The organism is Paenibacillus sp. 2KB_20, from assembly GCF_052115765.1.
Classification (GTDB): Bacteria; Bacillota; Bacilli; order Paenibacillales; family Paenibacillaceae; genus Paenibacillus_AQ.
This window is the reverse complement of sequence record NZ_JBFRHH010000007.1, coordinates 204,347-222,246: the sequence shown is the minus strand read 5'-3', so window position 1 is coordinate 222,246 and position 17,900 is coordinate 204,347. Positions and strand designations below refer to the sequence as shown.

The following is a 17,900-nucleotide window of genomic DNA, read 5'->3' as shown; positions in this document are numbered from 1 at the left end:
TTGTAGGTTCTTTTGCCCAGAATATGCATGATTGCAAGGTGGCCGTTTTTTCCCATATGCAATTTTTCCTTATTTATACTTTAAAGCCGGACATCAACTGCCGCAGCTTGCTGGACATTACGTTCAAATCCTCAACGGAATTTGTAATTTCCTCCATAGAGGCGAGCTGCTCTTCCGTGGCTGCACTGACGCTTTGGGTTCCACCTGCCGTCGTCTCCGTGACCTCCTGAATTCTGCGGATGGCATGAACAAGCTCTCCTGCTCCGGAGTCCATCTGTTCAGTTGCAACAGTGACACTCTGAATTTGTTCGTTCAATTCGCCGACGGATTGCTCAATATCCTTAAAAGCTCTCTCGGCTCCTTGTGCCACGTTCATTCCCTCGGTCACTTCGCGGGTGCCCTGCTCCATGACGCCGGCCAAATCAACAATATCCTGCTGAAGCTCATGGACGAATTGTCTGATTTCGACGGAAGAGTTTGAGGCCTGATCAGCCAATTTTCGGACCTCAGCCGCTACAACCGCAAAACCCCTGCCATGCTCACCTGCCCGAGCGGCCTCAATGGAGGCATTCAAGGCAAGCAGTGATGTCTGCTCTGCAATTTCGATTATGATCTGTCCCATCGCTCCAATGTTGGAGGCCTTTTCGCCGAGCGCCCGCACCGATTGCGCAGATTGATCCACACTGGTGCGTATACCTTCCATCTGAGCCAGCGTATGTATAAGTGCCTGTTCCCCTTCAGCCGCAAGTTGGTTCGTCGTTGCTGCCAATCCGGAGACGTCTTGGGCGGCATGCGCGATATGTTTCATGCCTTCCGCCATGTCCGTTACCGTAGCTGTCGTTTCCTCCGTATCCTGAAGCTGGTTTTCTACCCCGGCCGCCAGCTCTTCCATAATCCCAGAGGTTTGCTGAGAAGCTTGACGGATTTCCTCGGTCGTGGAATGCAGCGTCGAAGCTGCGATACCGACTTGGCTGGCCGTATCCTGTACCTGCACGACAAGCACCCTGAATCCATCGACCAGTTTATTGTAGGCGTCGGCAACCGCCCTGATTTCGTCTTTTGTATTGATCTGTAATCGGGTAACAAGATCACCGCCGCCTTCGGCAATCTTCAAAAGCTGACTGCTCATCTGGTTTAACGGACGGATCGATCGAGTAAGAAGATATCCCTGTATAGCAAAATAAACAACGGCTGCGACTCCGATCAGCATAATGATCAAATTCTGAAATCGGCTGCTGGCCGCAATTTGATCAGCCTGTTTAGCCAAGGCTTCATTTTTATCTACCGTAAATTGTGCGATAAGCGTACTAAATGACTTGCGCACTTCGCGTTCCTGGTTAAATGCAGCTTCATATACCCGAAACGGCACAGCCTTGTAAAATCCGGTATCATACCCCAATTTGTTTAACACCTCAGAAACGGCTTCGGTGTAGATGACATACCCGGTTTCGATCTCGTTAAATACCTTTTGGTCTTCTTCAGCCGTCATCAAGCCTTTGGTTTCGGCCATGAGTTTGGCGACGGACTCCTGTTTCGCTTTCAATGAATCGGCAAAGGTCGAATCACCGGTCAATAAGTAGCCCCGCTCATCATTAGAGACACCCGTCAATAGGGTCTCCAATTGCGTCAGGTTATAGATGACCTTCTGATCCACTTCAATAATCTTGCTGAACCTCTTCTCCGTCATATTCGAAGTGATGAACGCGATGATTACGATAACCGCCGTAACCGTTGCAAGAATCGTAGACGAAAGAATTAATTTTGTTTTTATCTTCATCCGCAAGCACCCGACCTTTGATATAAGTAATAGACCCCCAATCCTTTTTTCGTCAAATTTGTGTCCAAAATGAATAGACGAGGCGATCGAGAAAGCGCTTTTCCCGAAAATAATTGAAAAAAATTATTAATCACCGGTCAAATCATCATAAATATTGGATAACTCCCTCCTTATGGTATAAAGCATACTCCCTATCTCGCCCTAAATAGGTTTCCGTTTTTTTCCTTTTCCATGAAACATGTTTGGATTTCATATAACAATCATGAAAAAAAAAGGCCTGCCTAAGCCGTGGCTCAGACAGACCTTTATTCATTTAATATTCATCCGGGATAAAATGGCTTTTTTCCCCGATATGATACACATGAAGTTTGTGCATGGCACGCGTACATGCGGTGTAGAACAGCTTGCGGTCGCTTTCGCGATGGTACACATCCTCAGAGCCGTTGTATATGATCACCGCGTCGAATTCCACGCCCTTGGCCAAATAGGCAGGAACGACAAGCGTTCCTTTCTCAAAAGCCGGAGTGGTTTTGGCAATTAATCGTGTTTGTATATCTGCTGACAACTGCTCGTGTACGCGTCTACTCTCCTCTTCTGTCCGGCAGATCACCGCGACGTACTGGAATCCCTGTTCATGAAGTTCACGGATATCAGAGACAATCGCTGCATGCAGGTGTTTTTCATCGTTCACCGCAACCACACGCGGAGCTTCGCCGCTTCGATTAAATGGAACGATCCGCTCCCCGCCCGGTATCATCTGCCGCGTGAAATCAACGATTTCATACGTGGACCGGTAGCTTTGCGTCAGATTGATAACCTCCGTATCCTCATTGCCGTACAGACTTACCAGATTTTCGAGATTGCCGAGTGCCTCTCCATGTGCATAAATCGCTTGATTAAGGTCTCCCAGCACCGTCATTTTCGCTCGTGGGAACAATCGCTTCAGGAATTCCAGCTGGAATCCGGAATAGTCCTGTACTTCATCAACAATGACATGTCGAATCGACGTGTTCGTGCGGAAACCTTGAAGCAGCTCCTTCAGATAGAGGAACGGAGTCGCATCCTCATACAACAGCGATTTGTTGTCCAGTGATGCAACGGTAAGATTGCAGATTTCTTCCCAATAATCAGGGAGCATCTCCAAATTTCCGGCCGCCCGGCGAAATAACGATTCATCTGTATATAGTTTTCGATACATGCCCTTCACATCCACATAACGGAACCGCTTGATCCAGCGTCTGACCGGCTTGAGTCGATTGCTGATGACCATTTTGGCAAGGACGTCCCTTTCCTTATCGAAATCGTCAAACGTGTCTGCCTTCCGGTTTTGCTTACGTCTCATCGTTTGAAAGGCCCGTTGGTAATCCTCCGTATCCAGCAGCTGGATTTGCTCCTCCACCCACGGGGCGTCTTTTTCGCTCTGAGCAAACTCCGACAGGCGTTTCAGCATCCACTCTTTCATGAGGTCGATACGGCCAGCAAGCTTAACCGCCGCATCATAACCATAGAACTGCGCGGACATTTCGTCGGAGCTAACGATAACCTTACCTTGAAATACGACCGGCTTAAAGAGCATCCCGTCCTGTTCCAGCAGCTCCTTGTATCGTCTGATGGTGTCCAGATAAGCACCCGAGGATTTATAGGATATACTCTGAAGCCGTGCCCGGTAACGCGGCGAATCGTCCGCATTCAGCAGGGTTTCCGTCTGCGTGAACACGTCTTCTAGCTCAAACTCTTTGCCGAGCCGATGCTCCAGATAAGACTGAAAGGTCGTCTGCTGCATATTGTCCTCGCCAAGCTCCGGAAGCACCGTGGATACATAACTGTTGAACAGCGGGTTCGGTGAGAACAGAATCATCTGATCGGCCCGAAGCGTCTCCCGGTACTTATACAACAGATAGGCCACTCGCTGCAGTGCCGCTGAGGTTTTGCCGCTGCCAGCAGCCCCCTGAACGATCAGCATGCGGGTTTTGTCGTTTCGGATGACGGCATTCTGTTCCTTTTGAATTGTAGCTACGATGCTCTTCATCCGATCATCCGCGCTATGGCTGAGCACCTGCTGGAGCAGCTCATCCCCGATTGTTACACCGGTATCAAACAATACCTTGATCTCGCCGTCATGGATGACGAATTGGCGCTTAAGCAGCATTTCGCCTTTGACCGTACCCGAAGGCGTTTCATATTGGGTCGGACCGGGTGCCCCGTCATAATACAAGCTTGATATCGGAGCCCGCCAGTCGTAAACCAGAAACGTCTCCATATGTTCATCCAAAAAAGATCCTGTCCCCAAATAAATGGTTTCCGTCTCCGTGGTCCCATCCTCTTGAAAATCAATGCGTCCAAAGTAAGGGGATTCCACAAGTTTTCTATACTTTTTAAGCAGCTTGCTGGATTGCAGATGAGCATGCTCACGTTCCGCGAGCACCTGCGACTGCTGTCTCAGGTTGGTGGACGTTTCACCCAAATCGTCCGGGTTGCTGAAGTTGACCGTTACTTCGTCCCAAAAGTCTTTCCGCATATCAATAACGACTTCACGGATATCTCCAACGCTCGCTTCCAGCTGAGATATTTTATTACCGATTTTCGTTGTCACTTCCGTTACCCGTGCCTGTTCTTCTTTCCAATCCTGTTCGCTGATAGCCATTTGTTCATCCCCCTAATATACTGGTTGACAGCGCAAGTTGCCTGTGTTATAATACAATTGTGATATTCTAACCACGAATTCCAATTTTAATGACAAATCATTGCTAATTATAACAATGAGCCCCGTATAATTCAACATCGAATTCCAGAACCGACCCACCGGGCGGTTTTTTTTGCGTTTATATACAATACCATTCCCAAAGCTCACTGCCAAGAGAAATCATCATAAATCCTGGTGCATGAAAACAGCCGATCAAATATGGCATCTTGATCGGCACCCTCATGGTGAACGTCACTTATTTACGCAGCCACGAGAACAAAGCTTCATCCTGCTCTTTATCATCCGCAACGCGGCTGATATGATCCGCCACACGGTTCAGCCGGTCAAGCTGATATCCGTAATCATACATGGAGGCAGCCACCACTGACAGCCGAAGCCCCCCGGCATTGGCGCCTGGCCCGCACATCACCTGCTCCATAAACGCTTCATTGTTCTCCGCCATAGTCTCAGCTTCGTCCTCATTCGGTTTCAGTTTATCTTCGAATTTCCACAAGATATGCTCATGGTACTTCATTAACCGCTCTAGATTATGATCAAACTTCTCGTCGATTTCTTCGGATCGTTCCGCCTGAAAATAGTGGTTCTCCACCGCATCCAGCACTTCATACCCCTTACGAAGGGATTGGAGCAGTTGCTTATACACCACTAGCTGCCTTGCTTGACTGTACTTGGCCCGCTTTAGCTTCCTCTGCTCTTCCTCAAACAAATTGTATTTGTCGGACAACGATTTGATCGCCGATTCCAGCTCCTTCTTCTCCGCACGATACACCGAATCCTTCATTTCATGAGAGATGGCCGTGCGCAGCAGAAGTGACATTTTGCCAAATACAATATGAATCCGCGTGATGTACTGTTCCTTGGGTTTCGGGGGAAACACAAGAATATTGATAAGAAATGCAGATATGATACCGATAATCGTCAGAATAAAGCGATTGAGTGCAAAATCCCATTGACCTGAAGCTTCCATCACAGATATTACCGTGACGAGCGTAAGTCCGATGGTCTCACCCATATTCAGCTTCATACAAATCATAATCACTAAAACACACACCAAACCGACGGAAATAGGCTGATTCGATAAAAAGTATCCTCCGAGCATCGCCAGAATCGCACCGAGCGTACTGGTCTGCAGCTGGTCCAGGAAATATCTCCACGACCTGTATATGGATGGCTGCATCGCAAAAATCGCGGCTATGGCGGCAACAACAGGGGATTTAAAGTCAAAGAGCATGGCTAAATAAAGAGCCAGCGTCACGGCTAAGCCGGTTTTGAACATTCTTGCTCCAAACGCCACAGACAGCCCTCCTTACCGAACCCAATTTCACATCTATGGATACACACCATGATACATACTCCTCCGTTTGAACCGCTATTACATGAATTACCCTTGCGCTTCCAATGTTATGCAGTTTCTGATCCAATCCTATCTTCCGGGTTGGCCCGCTTCCCCATCCTCTTCTCGTAAGATCGGACCAGAAATCCAAGCCAAGCGCAAGCAGCCAAATATCCGCCAAGAATATCGCTTGGATAATGGACCCCAAGATAGACTCTGCTTAGTCCGATGCCCAGAATCATGACGACGGAGATGGATATTAAAGTCCCTCTCCCCGCCCTGCTGTCGATATGTCTCCACAGCAAGTATGCGAGCACGCTGTAGAACGAGAAGGCAGCCATGGAATGTCCGCTGGGATAACTATATCCCGTAATTTCAATTAAGCGGTGGATGTCAGGCCTTGCCCGTTGAAAGACCCATTTTAATAATACATTCAGAATAGATGAACCGAAGACGACCACAATAAGGAGAAGGATCTCCACGCGGTGCCCCAGTACCCAATATAGCACGGCGATTACAATCAGACATAACATAATCACCGGTCCGATAGAACCTATAAACGACAGCCCGATGGCGATATCCGTGATAAGCGGCTGCTCCCAGGCTTGTACCGTTGTTATGATCGCCATGTCAAACGTTTCCAGGCCTTGCCGCTTTACCAAAGCTGCCAGCGTGACAAATCCTATGAGGCTGATCATCGATATGAGAAAAATCCAGCGTTGTCTTCCTGAAGTCGGGTGTAGCTTCTGTCCGCTCAACTCTCTTTTCTCCTTTGCCTTTGTTTCGAACCCGTGTCCATTGGTGAAAACAAGATAATATCATTTTCCCGAGATAAAGGAAAGTACATTTGGGATATACATGAAATATCCCGTAGTCTATGTCAAAGTCGCAATGATTACTCTTTCAAGGAAATTTTTACCGTAAAGGAGCATGTCCACATGAAGATTCTCGTTGTCGGTGCCAACGGCCAAATCGGCAAACAGCTTACACATCTGTTGCAAGACCATGAAAGATATACCGTGAGAGCAATGGTACGAAAAGAGGAACAGGCCGCCCCATATCAAGCTGCCGGAATAGAATGTGTTCTTGCGAACTTGGAAGGATCGGTCGAGGAGCTTGCTGATGCGGCGAAGAATTGCCAGGCGGTGGTATTCGCTGCCGGCTCAGGCGGAGCTACCGGATACGACAAAACCCTGTTAATCGATCTGGACGGAGCCGCAAAAATGATCGAAGCCGCCGAGCAGGCATCTGTTTCGCGTTTTGTGATGGTAAGTGCGCTTCAAGCCCATCATCGGGAATTTTGGAATGAGGAGATCAAACCGTATTATGCCGCCAAGCATTACGCGGATCGCATGCTTCGTCAGAGCAGCCTCACGTACACCATCATTCGTCCAGGAGGACTTACAAATAGACCCGGTACCGGTCGTATTACCGCTGCGGTGGATATCCAGGGCGGATCAATTCCGCGCGAGGATGTAGCACGAACGATTCTGTTATCTTTGGATGAAGAAAATACCTTCCGTCGTTCCTTCGATTTGATTTCAGGAGATACTCCTATATCCGAAGCTTTATCCTCCATTTAAAGAGAATGCCTTTGCCAAAAAAATCGCCCCTTAGTATAAGCGGTACGGTTGTATCCGCTCATACTTCAGGGGCGATCTTTCAGTTCTGGTTGAATAATATAACCAGCTCACAATAAAGGCAGTCCATGCCAACGCAGCGCATAGATCGTGAATTGCTTCGTCAAATTAGCTTTTGTTTTGTTATCTTACGCGCCTGTCTTCTGCAGCATTTGATTCCGCAATATATCTTTTACCGCATCCACAGCTTCTTCCACCCGGTCCACCGCGACAACGATAGGCGTGCTTCCCTCATATTGACTGAAAGAGTGATTATACTTGGGATCATAATAATGCTCGAGCAGCAGCTGTATTCCCTGAGCAAATCGACCCTCTTCCAACGACTTGCCGATTTCCGCGGCGATAGGTGTGTGGATCCTGTTTTTGATTAATTGAAAGGCCGCCAAATATTGCTCTTTAAAAGCGGCAGGGTTGTAATCCTCCAGGATCTGGCGAACACGTTCCGCCATCGGCAGTTCCAACACGATGGCTACCCCCGACTCCTTCTTCTTCATCAGGAAATCGGGAACGGCAATTTTGCCGATCCGTTTGCTCTCCGCCTCAAATAACAAATACGGCGCAGATTCCAGTTGCTTCAGCCGCTCAACCAATCCCGAATCAAACGTCTTCTGATTATTCGCCTGGAGACCGATATGTCCAAAGATCGAGCCGCGATGTCCTGCCAGCCCTTCCAGATCCACGACCGGGTAGCCTTCCTGCTGAAGCTGTTTAAGCACTGCGGTCTTGCCTGTGCCTGTCAATCCATGAAGGACAAATGCTTCTGCGTCCAGACTCTTATGCTCCAGCGTATCCAGCACATACTTCCGGTAAGCCTTAATCCCGCCCGTAATCCGGTTGACATGGATATCCATTAAAGAGAGAACGGTTGCGGCGGTCCGGCTGCGCATGCCGCCCCGCCAGCAATAGACCGCCTTATCCCCTTCGATCTCCTTGAATTGCTTTACAAAGCTCGGGAGCTTGGCCGACATAATGGCAAGTCCACGCTCTTTAGCCGCATCCACGCTCACCTGTTTATAAATCGTCCCGATCTCCGCCCGTTCTTCATCATTGAAGACCGGAATGTTCAGACTTCCCGGAATGGTGGAATCCCTGTACTCCGAAGGGGAACGGACATCAATCAAAGTAATCTTCTTCTTGCTTTGCAGTTCCATTAATTCTTTTACGGTGATGTCTTGAAACATGTCTGTTCGCTCCTTTATTGATACAAAACCCGATTCCCTTTATAACTCAACGACAATGCGATTCGGATGGTTATCCACGACCTCACCGATTCTTCCTGCTTCCAGACCTGCATGGCGAAGCTCTGACAGAAGCTGATCGGCCTGCGAGCCATCAACCGCAATGAGGAGTCCTCCTGAAGTAACGGCATCGCACAATATCCACTTATCAATCTGGTCCATGCTGTCCGGGAAATCCACGTCGTCCTTCACGTGATCATAGTTGTTTTTTGTACCGCCTGGAATAACACCACCATCGGCCATCTCTCGAACCCGCTCCAGAATGGGAACAGAAGGTTTAGAAATTCGGATCCCCGTGCCGCTTCCTTTCGCCATTTCAAGCGCATGGCCAAGGAGACCGAAACCAGTCACATCCGTGCACGCATGCACCTCATAAGGTTCCATGAGCTCGGCTGCCGTTTTGTTCAATGCCGCCATCACGGCGGTAACTCGGCGAATCTCCTCATCGCTTAACAGATCTTTCTTGATGGAACTCGTCAGGATACCCACGCCGATTGGCTTGGTCAAAATCAATGCATCGCCTGGCTTAGCACCGGCATTGGTCCTTACTCTGTCCGGATGGACAGTACCTGTAACGGCAAGGCCGAATTTTGGTTCTTTATCATCGATGGAGTGCCCGCCAACCAGGGTTACCCCCGCTTCCTTCAATTTATCCCCCGCGCCTCTCAAAATATCCGTCAATACCTGCTTGTCCAGCGTTGAGATCGGAAATGCCACGATATTCAAGGCAGTCAACGGCTTGCCTCCCATGGCATAAATATCGCTGATGGCATTCGCTGCAGCCACTTGTCCAAAATCATAGGGATCATCCACAATCGGCGTAAAAAAATCGACGGTCTGAACCATAGCCAACTCATCCGTGAGGCGGTATACGCCAGCATCATCACTTGTATCCAAACCAACCAATAAATTGGGATTCGGCTCGGCTTGCGGGAGCTTGCGAATGACCTGTGCCAGGTCCGCAGGTCCGATCTTGCATCCGCATCCTCCTTTAGAGGAATACGAGGTTAATTTTATTTTCTCCGATTGACTCATAACGGGTCTTCCCTTCGTCTTAAGAGTTAATTTTAACAAAACACATGCAACAACCCCGGCGTGGATGCATAAAAAACGTCTCATCTACCCCGGGGATAATCTGATATTTGTCCGTTTACTAACACTTGTGATCACACACAATATCTATATTATAAGAAATCGGCTGCTCCAAGTCTAATGGTCTTCCTATTTCTTGCAATTACCGGGAATATCTTCCTTCGTTCTTCCACAATGTGATATACTAATTGATTGGATATGTAAATCATTTCACAACGCATCGGGGGAATATAGATCATGAATCACTCAAGCGACGGCAGAATGGCCTTTGATCATTCGGATCGCAGAAGAACCATCTGGTTCATCACCATCTTCATCATCATTGCAGCAACAGGGCTAACCTACGTAAAATGGTGGCCTTATTACGATAAAGCGCTCAAAGCTATTATGGAGCACAGCATTGGCTCTTCCATATTAGGCCTGGACCCGGGCAATGCCGCGCCATCTTGGCAAGCAGCCTGGGAATATGCGGTCACGTATTTTAAAGCAGTTTGGAAAGCGGCGGTGCTCGGTATCCTGCTCGGGACCTTGATCCAGTCGCTGCTGCCCTCCCAGTGGCTGCTCCGCGTACTTGGCAAAACCACCTTCGGCAGCACGGCGATTGGAGGAATCGCCTCCATTCCGGGCATGATGTGTTCCTGCTGCGCAGCACCGATCGCGATCGGTCTGCGCAAGAAAAAGGTGTCCGTAGGCTCCGCCCTCGCGTTCTGGATCGGTAACCCGACCATCAATCCGGCGACACTCGTGTTTATGACGTTTGTTTTGTCATGGAAATTCACCGCGCTGCGTTTGATCTTCGGCATCATTCTGACCTTTGGCGTCAGTTATCTGGCTAACCGCTTTGCCAAAGAGGCGAATCCAGTAGAGATTGACGCGCCAGAGAGCACTGAACAACTCGATGAACGTCCACTGTGGAAACGCTGGTTCGCCAGCATCGGTCATATGATTATTCGGGTGGTACCGGCTTATTTTATCGCTGTGCTTCTCCTTGGCGCCCTGCAAGTGTGGATGTTCCCTCATTTGGGAGCTGCTGCTGGAAACACGCTGCTGGCCGTCATTTTCTTCTCCGTGATGGGAATGCTGTTTGTCATTCCAACCGCAGCGGAAATCCCGATCATTCAGGCCTTTATGGCCGCGGGCCTCGGAGGGGGCCCGGCCGCAGCGCTGCTTCTGACCCTGCCGGCCATCAGTCTTCCATCTCTTCTCATGGTGAGACGCTCATTCCCGAGGAACGTCATGTGGTTTGTTGTTGCTGCCGTGATCCTGCTTGGAATTATATGCGGTATAGCGGGAATGCTGATCCTGTAGGCCCAGCTCCAACTTTTTCGATTATCTTTACAATTTTTATTTTTTCTTAAGGTAAACCCTTGGCTTATCTGGTAAAGTGATTAAAGAATGAACCAACTCATTATTACATGCAGTCGAAGGGAGTCAATCATTAAATGAAAGATAACGATTTGCAGCCAAACCATCCGGGGCAACCCGAGGATGAACTAGGACAAGCCCAAGAGAAAGAGAATAACCAACAAGATCCGGGCAGCTTGTCTAATGAAGAAGAAAGAATAGATTCAACCTATCCTGAGTCGATCGAGCTTCACAAGGATGAGAACGAACAGCCTGCACTCATGCATCCAGCAGGGGATCAACCGCTTAACGATGAACAGTCCCCTGCAGGTGGCGGCGGCAACGGAAGCAAAGGTTGGATGATCGCTTCGCTGGTATTGGCGGCAGCGTTAATCGTCGTCCTGATTGTCCCTCCGTTTGCCAAGGGATCCGGCAATGAAGCTATAGCTAAAGTCAATGACGTTAACATTACCAAGGATAATCTATACAACGAGCTTGTCAGCGCAGGCGGTAAACAAACACTCAATTCCATGATCACAGAGGAATTGATTCAGCAGGAGTTGAAGAAGAAATCCATTACGGTGACCGATGCTGACGTCAATAAAGAAGTGGATACCTTGAAGGGAAGTTTCCCGTCCGAGGATCAATTCAATAGTGCCCTTCAGCAAAGCGGCATGACGCTCGATGACCTGAAAGAGCAAACCAAAACCCAGGTCGAGCTCAAAAAACTGATGGCCGACAAAATCAAAGTCACCGATGAAGAAATTAAAGAAATTTACGACCAAAACAAAGAAAGCTTCGCTACGCCTGAGCAAGTTCGCGCATCCCACATCCTGGTCGAGACCAAGGAAGAAGCCGAAGCCATCGAGAAGCAGCTGAAGGAAGGCGCCGACTTTGCAGCGATTGCCAAAGAGAAGAACCAAGATGCTACGAAGGAAACCGGCGGCGACCTGGACTTCTTCGGACGCGGCCAGATGGACCCTGCATTTGAAGAAGCAGCGTTCAAATTGAAGAAGGGAGAGATCAGCGAGCCTGTGAAGAGCTCCTTCGGTTACCACATCATCAAGGTTACCGATCGTAAAGCAGCCACGAACCCTACCCTGGAAGATAAGAAGGAAGAAATTCGCAGTCAGCTTGAGAACCAGAAGGTTTATTCCGAATCCACGGCTTATATTCAAGAACTGAAGGATAAAGCAACCATCACCAATACGCTGGAAGAAACACCGGCTAAAACGCCAGCAGATCCTGCAAAGGAAACACCGGAAGCACCTGCTGCACCATAAATATTAGTCCAAGCCCCTACCCTTGAGGTATGGGCTTTTTTTAATTCGAAATAAAAAGTTCTTTAAACCCCAGGGAAAACATGTTAGAATGTAAGCGTTATCAAATGTTGATCTTGGAAAAGGGGGAAGCAGAATGATGAAGCACGTATCGGAATCCCGCAACATGTATGAGGACTTCGTGGTGGAGACAGACATTCTGTTCTTTAAAACCGGATCGCACGGTTTGGTCAGCTTTCACGGCAGAAACTATAACATTAAAAAGAGAATGACTGCCGAAAAAATCGCATCCCTGCTCTCCGGTAAACAGTTCTATCATGTCGGCGGAAACTGCTACGTTAACGTAGACAAAATCACGACGGTAGAACAAGGCATCGTTTACTTTGGGGAGAAGGCACCTTCTGCCAAACATCTTCGGATTCCGAGATGGAAGCAAGAGTCACTCAAGCGCCTTGTCGCTGAAGTAAAACAGCCTGTTTGAGAGCAGCGCTCTCTTCAGTATCAGGCGTCAAACACAGAAGATCCCGTATCCGTTAACCGGAAGCGGGATCTTTTGGTTTACAGGGTTAAAGCTTCAGTTTTTTAGCATTGACGATGTACAGATGCTTCAGCGGCATTGCACCGTTTCTGTACTTCCGTGCACCGGATTCAAACAGAACGTACAGATCATTACCCCTCATCGCAATATTCTCGGACATCGGAGGCATCGTCAGCGGCGTAGCCGCAGCCTTTCCCTTTGCTCCACGAGTATATATGAGCAATTTGCTTGCATTGTTGCGGCCGCAGGATTGGCTGTACACAACGCGTGATTTCGTCACGACCGCCCCTTGTATACGGTCAGGTGTAATCCATATATAGGTCGCCTTCCGATTCGACGGGAAACCGTCGCTGGAGGTCAATGGATAACCTCGCAGTTTGCCCTTAGGTCCCGGCGCACACTGTTTGCCTCCTTGATCCTCACCATCCATATATTCGCCAATCCATAGAATGCCGTCTGAATACGTGGCATAGGATGCTTTATGGCCGAGCGCATATGGAGTCATGACAATATTGCTGTAATCTTTCTTGCTGCTAATTGTACTCAGCGGAATTTTGTACACATTTTTGCCGGACGCTACCCACAGATGATTTTTGCTAACCGCAAGCCCTCCGACATGCCCGGTATGCTTTTTGCTGCCGCTCTCATACAAATAGAGTGTTTTGATACGTTTGCTGGTTTTGCTGCTTGTAATCGAGATGCTGCTGGCTTGATTGTTGTCCTTATTGCCCCAATAATGCGAGATAATAATCCAGTTCTTGCTCGGAACGAGAGCCAGTCCTTGCGGAATCCACTCCTTGGTCCCGGAGTAACCAGGAATAGGAGCGCCCTTTTTACTGATATCGAAAAACTTTTTGTACTTCGAGCTGGCTGCTTCGACCTCTCCGGGAAGAACAAGCCCGCTTAAGCTGAAGATCAGCACTAAGCTAAGCAGGAGAAATGCATAACGTTTGGTTCCCTGTCGTTTACTCACAATCAATACACCTCTCTTCCATCGTCATAATCTATAACGGTATGATTTTCACCTTGCTTACCTACTTAAATGTATGTATTCTGGTCTGGTTGTACCTGAGGATCGATAGGGATGCAATGGTATGATCCTACCCCTAACTTGCCCCATATTATGGTAATATCAAATTAAAGGCTTATGAACATAGAGAGGATGATTGCGCATCAGTCCCTATTTTGATCCGAAATATCCGAAAGTTTTTACTGCTTTCTCCATTGAACATTGGATAGCCATTATGGTATTTATCGCCCTTGGCTCGCTGTTGTACCTGTTCAGGACTACAATCGCCTCCAAGCCTTCTTTACACAAGACCGTGAGATGGGGGCTGCTTGCTGCACTTTCGTTACCCGAAGCCTCCCTTCATATCTGGTATGCGTCAACGGGAATATGGGACCCTGCCACTTCGCTTCCATTGGAATTGTGCAGTTTGACCCTGTTTCTCTCCATCGCCATCCTGCTTACGGATGAACGCCGTCTATATCCGTTAGTTTACTTTGCCGGAATTGGAGGGGCCTTGCAAGCTATATTAACCCCCAATCTGGGTTACCCTTTTCCCCACTTCCGGTTCTTTCATTTCTTCGTTGTCCATATCGCGATCATATTGACGGCGTTGTACATGACATGGGTTCGAGGATACCGTCCAACCTGGAAATCCATTGCCTGGACGATGGTCTTCCTGAACGTATCCGCAGTCGTTGTCGGTCTGGTCAACCTCGCTGTCGGCTCGAATTATATGTTCCTGATGCACAAGCCGGACACGGCTTCGCTGCTAGACCTGCTGGGACCGCATCCCGTATACATCCTCGTTGAGGAGCTCATCGCACTCGCGCTGTTTATCCTTATGTATGCCGCCTTTTTTGTCATTCCGGATCGCTTGAAACGCAGTCGCCGCCGTAAACAAGAACAAACCCCTTTTTCTTCGGCTGGCAGTTGAAGAAGGAGTCCTATAAATATAAAGCGTATGGATTGTAAACGCCCTGTGTATTCGGGTGCGGCAATCCATACGCTTTTTTTCAGGGAAAAGCCTAGACTAATCCTTAATCCTTAAGATACAGCCTGGAGGTTGCTTCCCAAATTTCGCCCGGAGCCAAACCGAACAAGCCGATATCGTCAGCCGGCAAGTCCACGTTCGGTGCATTCACCAGATTGATCTGTGGCTCGGGACAGAAGAACTTCCGGGATGCCTTGTTGTTCCATACCATCCACTGCTTATACGAATTGCCGACATCATAAACGAACGTTTTACCAAGCTTGGTATCCGTCAATTCCATGCGGTTTCTGCCATTTTGCGGAACGGCCGTGTAATGGTTGTCCATCGAATCGAAATAAGGATTTACGCCGCTTGTCCGAAGCAGTTCTTCTTCTGGCGTCAGAGTCTGGAACTTGCCAGTCGGCAGCATCCGCTCACTCATTTCCCACCGCTCGCCCATGGTAATTCTCACGACGCAGTCATCCGCCGTGCTCCCGGGTGCAAACGGAGCGTTGATCGCCGTGTGGAAGGCTAGTAGGCACGGCATGCTGCCGGTACCCAGATTACGGATAAACACATGCTGGGCCAATCCATCCTGATTCAGCGTGTAGCGAAGCCGGAAGGTGAACTGGTGCGGAAGCATGGCATACACGGGATGATTCTCATCAATGGTGACCGAAACTACCACGTAGCTTTCAGCCTCGCTGCTGCCATACTCCTCCACACTCCAGGGAATCGTATGTAAAAAGCCATGGAGGTGGTTGCCCGTCTCTTCTTCATTGATTGGGAACTGATAGGTTTGTCCATTCCATGGAAACCGGCCGTCCTCATAACGGTTAGGCGGAAAGAGAACAGGAATGCCGTGAACGCCCGGATTGGATTTGAATGCTTCCATCTCGCCTGCTTCCGGTTCGCGGAGGAACCGGTAACCGCTTTCGTTATCCCTAAAAGCGATGAGATTGCCTCCGATTTCGGGCAATATCGCCGCTTCGTAAGGGCCGTGCTGGAGCCAAACCGCGCGCTCTCCGTGATATGATCCTTCATACGCTTGGTGGTTCATCGGGTCATCTCTCCTTTCAAGTGTGAACGTATATAGATTATCATACCAATGCCCTTAACTTCTATATTTGAGGAGGGATAGTCATCAGAGTCATCCGCTCCCCCCTCCCCCCGTTTGTTTAAAATTACATGCCGGTTAAGACGTAAGTTTCGTTTTAGAGGAGTTTTGCAATATTGGAGCCGGGGCCGATTGATCGCTTGCTGCAGGCTGTGTGGCCGAGACCAACTCCTCATCCAGTTCCTTCGTGTATTCGAGTGTCTGCTGCTCGCTCCAACCCAGTACCGTAGCCATATAATCGATCACAGGCAGCTTCCATTTTCTCGTCCAATCGATATGAAATAATAGGGAACCCGTGCGACGGATAAAAAAGTCGGCCGGCTTCGCTGCCATCTCATGCTGAATCGCATACATCAGAGGAACCAGCACCGATACCGGAAGCGCCGCTGCTTCCGCCTGTTCGGAGCCCTCCTTGGCCAAGCGGAACAATTCCGACACGTTGGAGCCGTACGTTCGCGCCCACTGCTCGGCGAGCTTACGGTCAATTCCTTGCGCGGCGCCGATCTCCGCCTGCTTGCGGACAAAATCAGGGAATTGGGCCGAGCCGCCAACCTCACCGCCGGAAATAGGCAGATTCTTCGTTACGCAGGCACCATACACTTTCCCGCCGCTTTCTTGGATCCGTCTCGCAACCAGGTCGACGACGGTGCCGGCCATTTTGCGATAGCCGGTCAGCTTCCCTCCGGCAATGGTAATCAGGCCAGACGGGGACTCCCAAATTTCATCCTTTCGTGAAATTTCGGACGGGCTTTTGCCTTCCTCCAGAATCAGGGGCCGGATTCCCGCCCATCCCGATTCAACGTCTGCCGGGTTTAGCTTCACGCCAGGGAACATGTAATGAATGGCTTTCAATATATAATCCCGGTCCTCCACCGTGATCAAGGGACGTACGGGATCGGCCTTGTAGACCGTGTCGGTGGTGCCTACGTAGGTCTTCCCGTCGCGGGGAATAGCAAACACCATTCGGCCGTCAGGTGTATCGAAGTACACCGCTTGACGAAGCGGAAACTTGGATTGATCGATGACCAGATGAACCCCTTTGGTCAGCTGAAGCATTTTCCCCTTCTTGGACTTATCCATTTCGCGCACCTGATCCACCCAGGGCCCTGCGGCATTTACGATTTTGGCTCCGGTTACGGACTTGGTCCCGCCACCCAGCATATCCCGCACGGTGATACCGATGATTCGTCCATTCGCATCATAATTCAACGATTCGGCCTTCGCGTAATTGAACAGAACCGCCCCTCTGGCGGCTGCCTCCTTCATGACCTCCAGCGTCAGCCTGGCATCGTCCGTCCGATATTCCACATAATAACCACCGCCCTTAAGACCCTCCTGCTTCAGAAGCGGCTCCCGCTTCAGTGTCTCGGATGCAGACAGCATGGAACGCCGTTCTCCCCGCTTTACGCCGGCCAGGAAATCATACACCATCAGCCCGATAGAGGTGCTGAACCTCCCAAAGGTGCCACCCCGGTGTATCGGCAGGAGCATCCACTCCGGCGTGGTAACATGCGGCCCATTCTCATACACAACAGCCCGTTCTTTGCCAACTTCGGCCACCATGCCAACTTCAAACTGCTTCAAGTACCGCAGTCCGCCATGCACCAGCTTGGTCGAACGGCTGCTCGTTCCTGCGGCAAAATCCTGCATTTCTACCAACAAAACCGACATCCCGCGGGTGACCGCATCCAGCGCAATCCCCGCACCGGTTATGCCTCCGCCGATTACGATCAGATCAAAGGTTGCCTCTGCAATTTCTTGAAATCGATGCCTGCGCTCCAAACTTGAAAACGACTGTACCTGCTTCACAATGAATCCCTCCCAGTATGATTTACCCTGTTTTTATCTATCGTTACCT

General features: G+C 49.4%; 14 protein-coding genes. 5 read left to right on the top strand and 9 right to left on the bottom strand.

Translation table 11 applies throughout. The features are described 5' to 3' along the window. Positions 1 to 73: 73 nt before the first annotated feature. The 4 genes from AB4124_RS19885 to AB4124_RS19870 form a co-directional block, all read right to left on the bottom strand. Entirely contained in the window at positions 74 to 1,777 is a 1,704-nt protein-coding gene (locus AB4124_RS19885) for a methyl-accepting chemotaxis protein (protein WP_441973971.1), read from the bottom strand. Positions 1,778 to 2,090: 313 nt separating this feature from the next. After that, on the bottom strand, positions 2,091 to 4,421 hold the full coding sequence (gene helD / locus AB4124_RS19880) for an RNA polymerase recycling motor HelD (protein ID WP_441973970.1): 2,331 nt from the start codon (positions 4,419 to 4,421) through the stop codon (positions 2,091 to 2,093). Positions 4,422 to 4,716: 295 nt separating this feature from the next. Further along, positions 4,717 to 5,775, bottom strand: coding sequence for an FUSC family protein (locus AB4124_RS19875; RefSeq protein ID WP_076325057.1), 1,059 nt, complete (start codon positions 5,773 to 5,775; stop codon positions 4,717 to 4,719). Between the two features lie 107 nt (positions 5,776 to 5,882). Further along, a complete protein-coding gene (locus AB4124_RS19870) occupies positions 5,883 to 6,572 on the bottom strand; it encodes a phosphatase PAP2 family protein (protein ID WP_076325058.1) in 690 nt (229 codons plus the stop codon). A 180-nt stretch (positions 6,573 to 6,752) separates the two neighbouring features. Here AB4124_RS19870 and AB4124_RS19865 point away from each other — a divergent pair, with 180 nt between their 5' ends. Further along, positions 6,753 to 7,397, top strand: a complete 645-nt coding sequence (locus AB4124_RS19865; RefSeq protein WP_441973969.1) for an SDR family oxidoreductase — start codon at positions 6,753 to 6,755, stop codon at positions 7,395 to 7,397. 185 nt (positions 7,398 to 7,582) lie between these two features. Here the strand turns inward: AB4124_RS19865 and mnmH are convergent, their stop codons facing one another. Continuing rightward, positions 7,583 to 8,635 (bottom strand): tRNA 2-selenouridine(34) synthase MnmH, encoded by a 1,053-nt coding sequence (gene mnmH, locus AB4124_RS19860; RefSeq protein WP_076325060.1) that lies wholly within the window; start codon positions 8,633 to 8,635, stop codon positions 7,583 to 7,585. Positions 8,636 to 8,674: 39 nt separating this feature from the next. After that, the gene (selD, locus tag AB4124_RS19855) at positions 8,675 to 9,727 is read right to left on the bottom strand and encodes a selenide, water dikinase SelD (RefSeq protein WP_076325061.1); all 1,053 of its coding nucleotides are present in this window, start codon (positions 9,725 to 9,727) and stop codon (positions 8,675 to 8,677) included. A 294-nt stretch (positions 9,728 to 10,021) separates the two neighbouring features. Between selD and AB4124_RS19850 the strand changes: the two genes are divergently transcribed. From AB4124_RS19850 to AB4124_RS19840, 3 genes are all read left to right on the top strand, one after another. Then, positions 10,022 to 11,092 carry a permease gene (locus AB4124_RS19850; RefSeq protein ID WP_441973968.1) on the top strand — a complete coding sequence of 357 codons (1,071 nt, stop codon included), beginning with the start codon at positions 10,022 to 10,024 and terminating at the stop codon, positions 11,090 to 11,092. A 134-nt stretch (positions 11,093 to 11,226) separates the two neighbouring features. After that, positions 11,227 to 12,411 carry a peptidyl-prolyl cis-trans isomerase gene (locus AB4124_RS19845; protein WP_441973967.1) on the top strand — a complete coding sequence of 395 codons (1,185 nt, stop codon included), beginning with the start codon at positions 11,227 to 11,229 and terminating at the stop codon, positions 12,409 to 12,411. A 133-nt stretch (positions 12,412 to 12,544) separates the two neighbouring features. Then, positions 12,545 to 12,889: a LytTR family transcriptional regulator DNA-binding domain-containing protein gene (locus tag AB4124_RS19840; RefSeq protein WP_009590070.1), complete on the top strand. Its 345-nt coding sequence runs from the start codon at positions 12,545 to 12,547 to the stop codon at positions 12,887 to 12,889. Positions 12,890 to 12,974: 85 nt separating this feature from the next. Here the strand turns inward: AB4124_RS19840 and AB4124_RS19835 are convergent, their stop codons facing one another. Next, on the bottom strand, positions 12,975 to 13,919 hold the full coding sequence (locus AB4124_RS19835) for a hypothetical protein (RefSeq protein ID WP_441973966.1): 945 nt from the start codon (positions 13,917 to 13,919) through the stop codon (positions 12,975 to 12,977). 193 nt (positions 13,920 to 14,112) lie between these two features. Here AB4124_RS19835 and AB4124_RS19830 point away from each other — a divergent pair, with 193 nt between their 5' ends. Beyond that, positions 14,113 to 14,889 carry a YwaF family protein gene (locus AB4124_RS19830; protein WP_441973965.1) on the top strand — a complete coding sequence of 259 codons (777 nt, stop codon included), beginning with the start codon at positions 14,113 to 14,115 and terminating at the stop codon, positions 14,887 to 14,889. A gap of 103 nt (positions 14,890 to 14,992) precedes the next feature. Here the strand turns inward: AB4124_RS19830 and AB4124_RS19825 are convergent, their stop codons facing one another. After that, positions 14,993 to 15,985, bottom strand: a complete 993-nt coding sequence (locus tag AB4124_RS19825; RefSeq protein WP_339290871.1) for an aldose 1-epimerase — start codon at positions 15,983 to 15,985, stop codon at positions 14,993 to 14,995. A gap of 135 nt (positions 15,986 to 16,120) precedes the next feature. After that, positions 16,121 to 17,851 carry a glycerol-3-phosphate dehydrogenase/oxidase gene (locus AB4124_RS19820; protein WP_441973964.1) on the bottom strand — a complete coding sequence of 577 codons (1,731 nt, stop codon included), beginning with the start codon at positions 17,849 to 17,851 and terminating at the stop codon, positions 16,121 to 16,123. Positions 17,852 to 17,900 lie beyond the last annotated feature (49 nt).

Coding starts and splice junctions, on each gene's coding strand:
- selD (WP_076325061.1), bottom strand. CDS start 9,727: ATGAGTCAATCGGAGAAAATAAAATTAACCTCGTATTCCTCTAAAGGA.
- AB4124_RS19850 (WP_441973968.1), top strand. CDS start 10,022: ATGAATCACTCAAGCGACGGCAGAATGGCCTTTGATCATTCGGATCGC.
- AB4124_RS19885 (WP_441973971.1), bottom strand. CDS start 1,777: ATGAAGATAAAAACAAAATTAATTCTTTCGTCTACGATTCTTGCAACG.
- AB4124_RS19840 (WP_009590070.1), top strand. CDS start 12,545: ATGATGAAGCACGTATCGGAATCCCGCAACATGTATGAGGACTTCGTG.
- AB4124_RS19825 (WP_339290871.1), bottom strand. CDS start 15,985: ATGAACCACCAAGCGTATGAAGGATCATATCACGGAGAGCGCGCGGTT.
- helD (WP_441973970.1), bottom strand. CDS start 4,421: ATGGCTATCAGCGAACAGGATTGGAAAGAAGAACAGGCACGGGTAACG.
- AB4124_RS19865 (WP_441973969.1), top strand. CDS start 6,753: ATGAAGATTCTCGTTGTCGGTGCCAACGGCCAAATCGGCAAACAGCTT.
- AB4124_RS19845 (WP_441973967.1), top strand. CDS start 11,227: ATGAAAGATAACGATTTGCAGCCAAACCATCCGGGGCAACCCGAGGAT.
- mnmH (WP_076325060.1), bottom strand. CDS start 8,635: ATGTTTCAAGACATCACCGTAAAAGAATTAATGGAACTGCAAAGCAAG.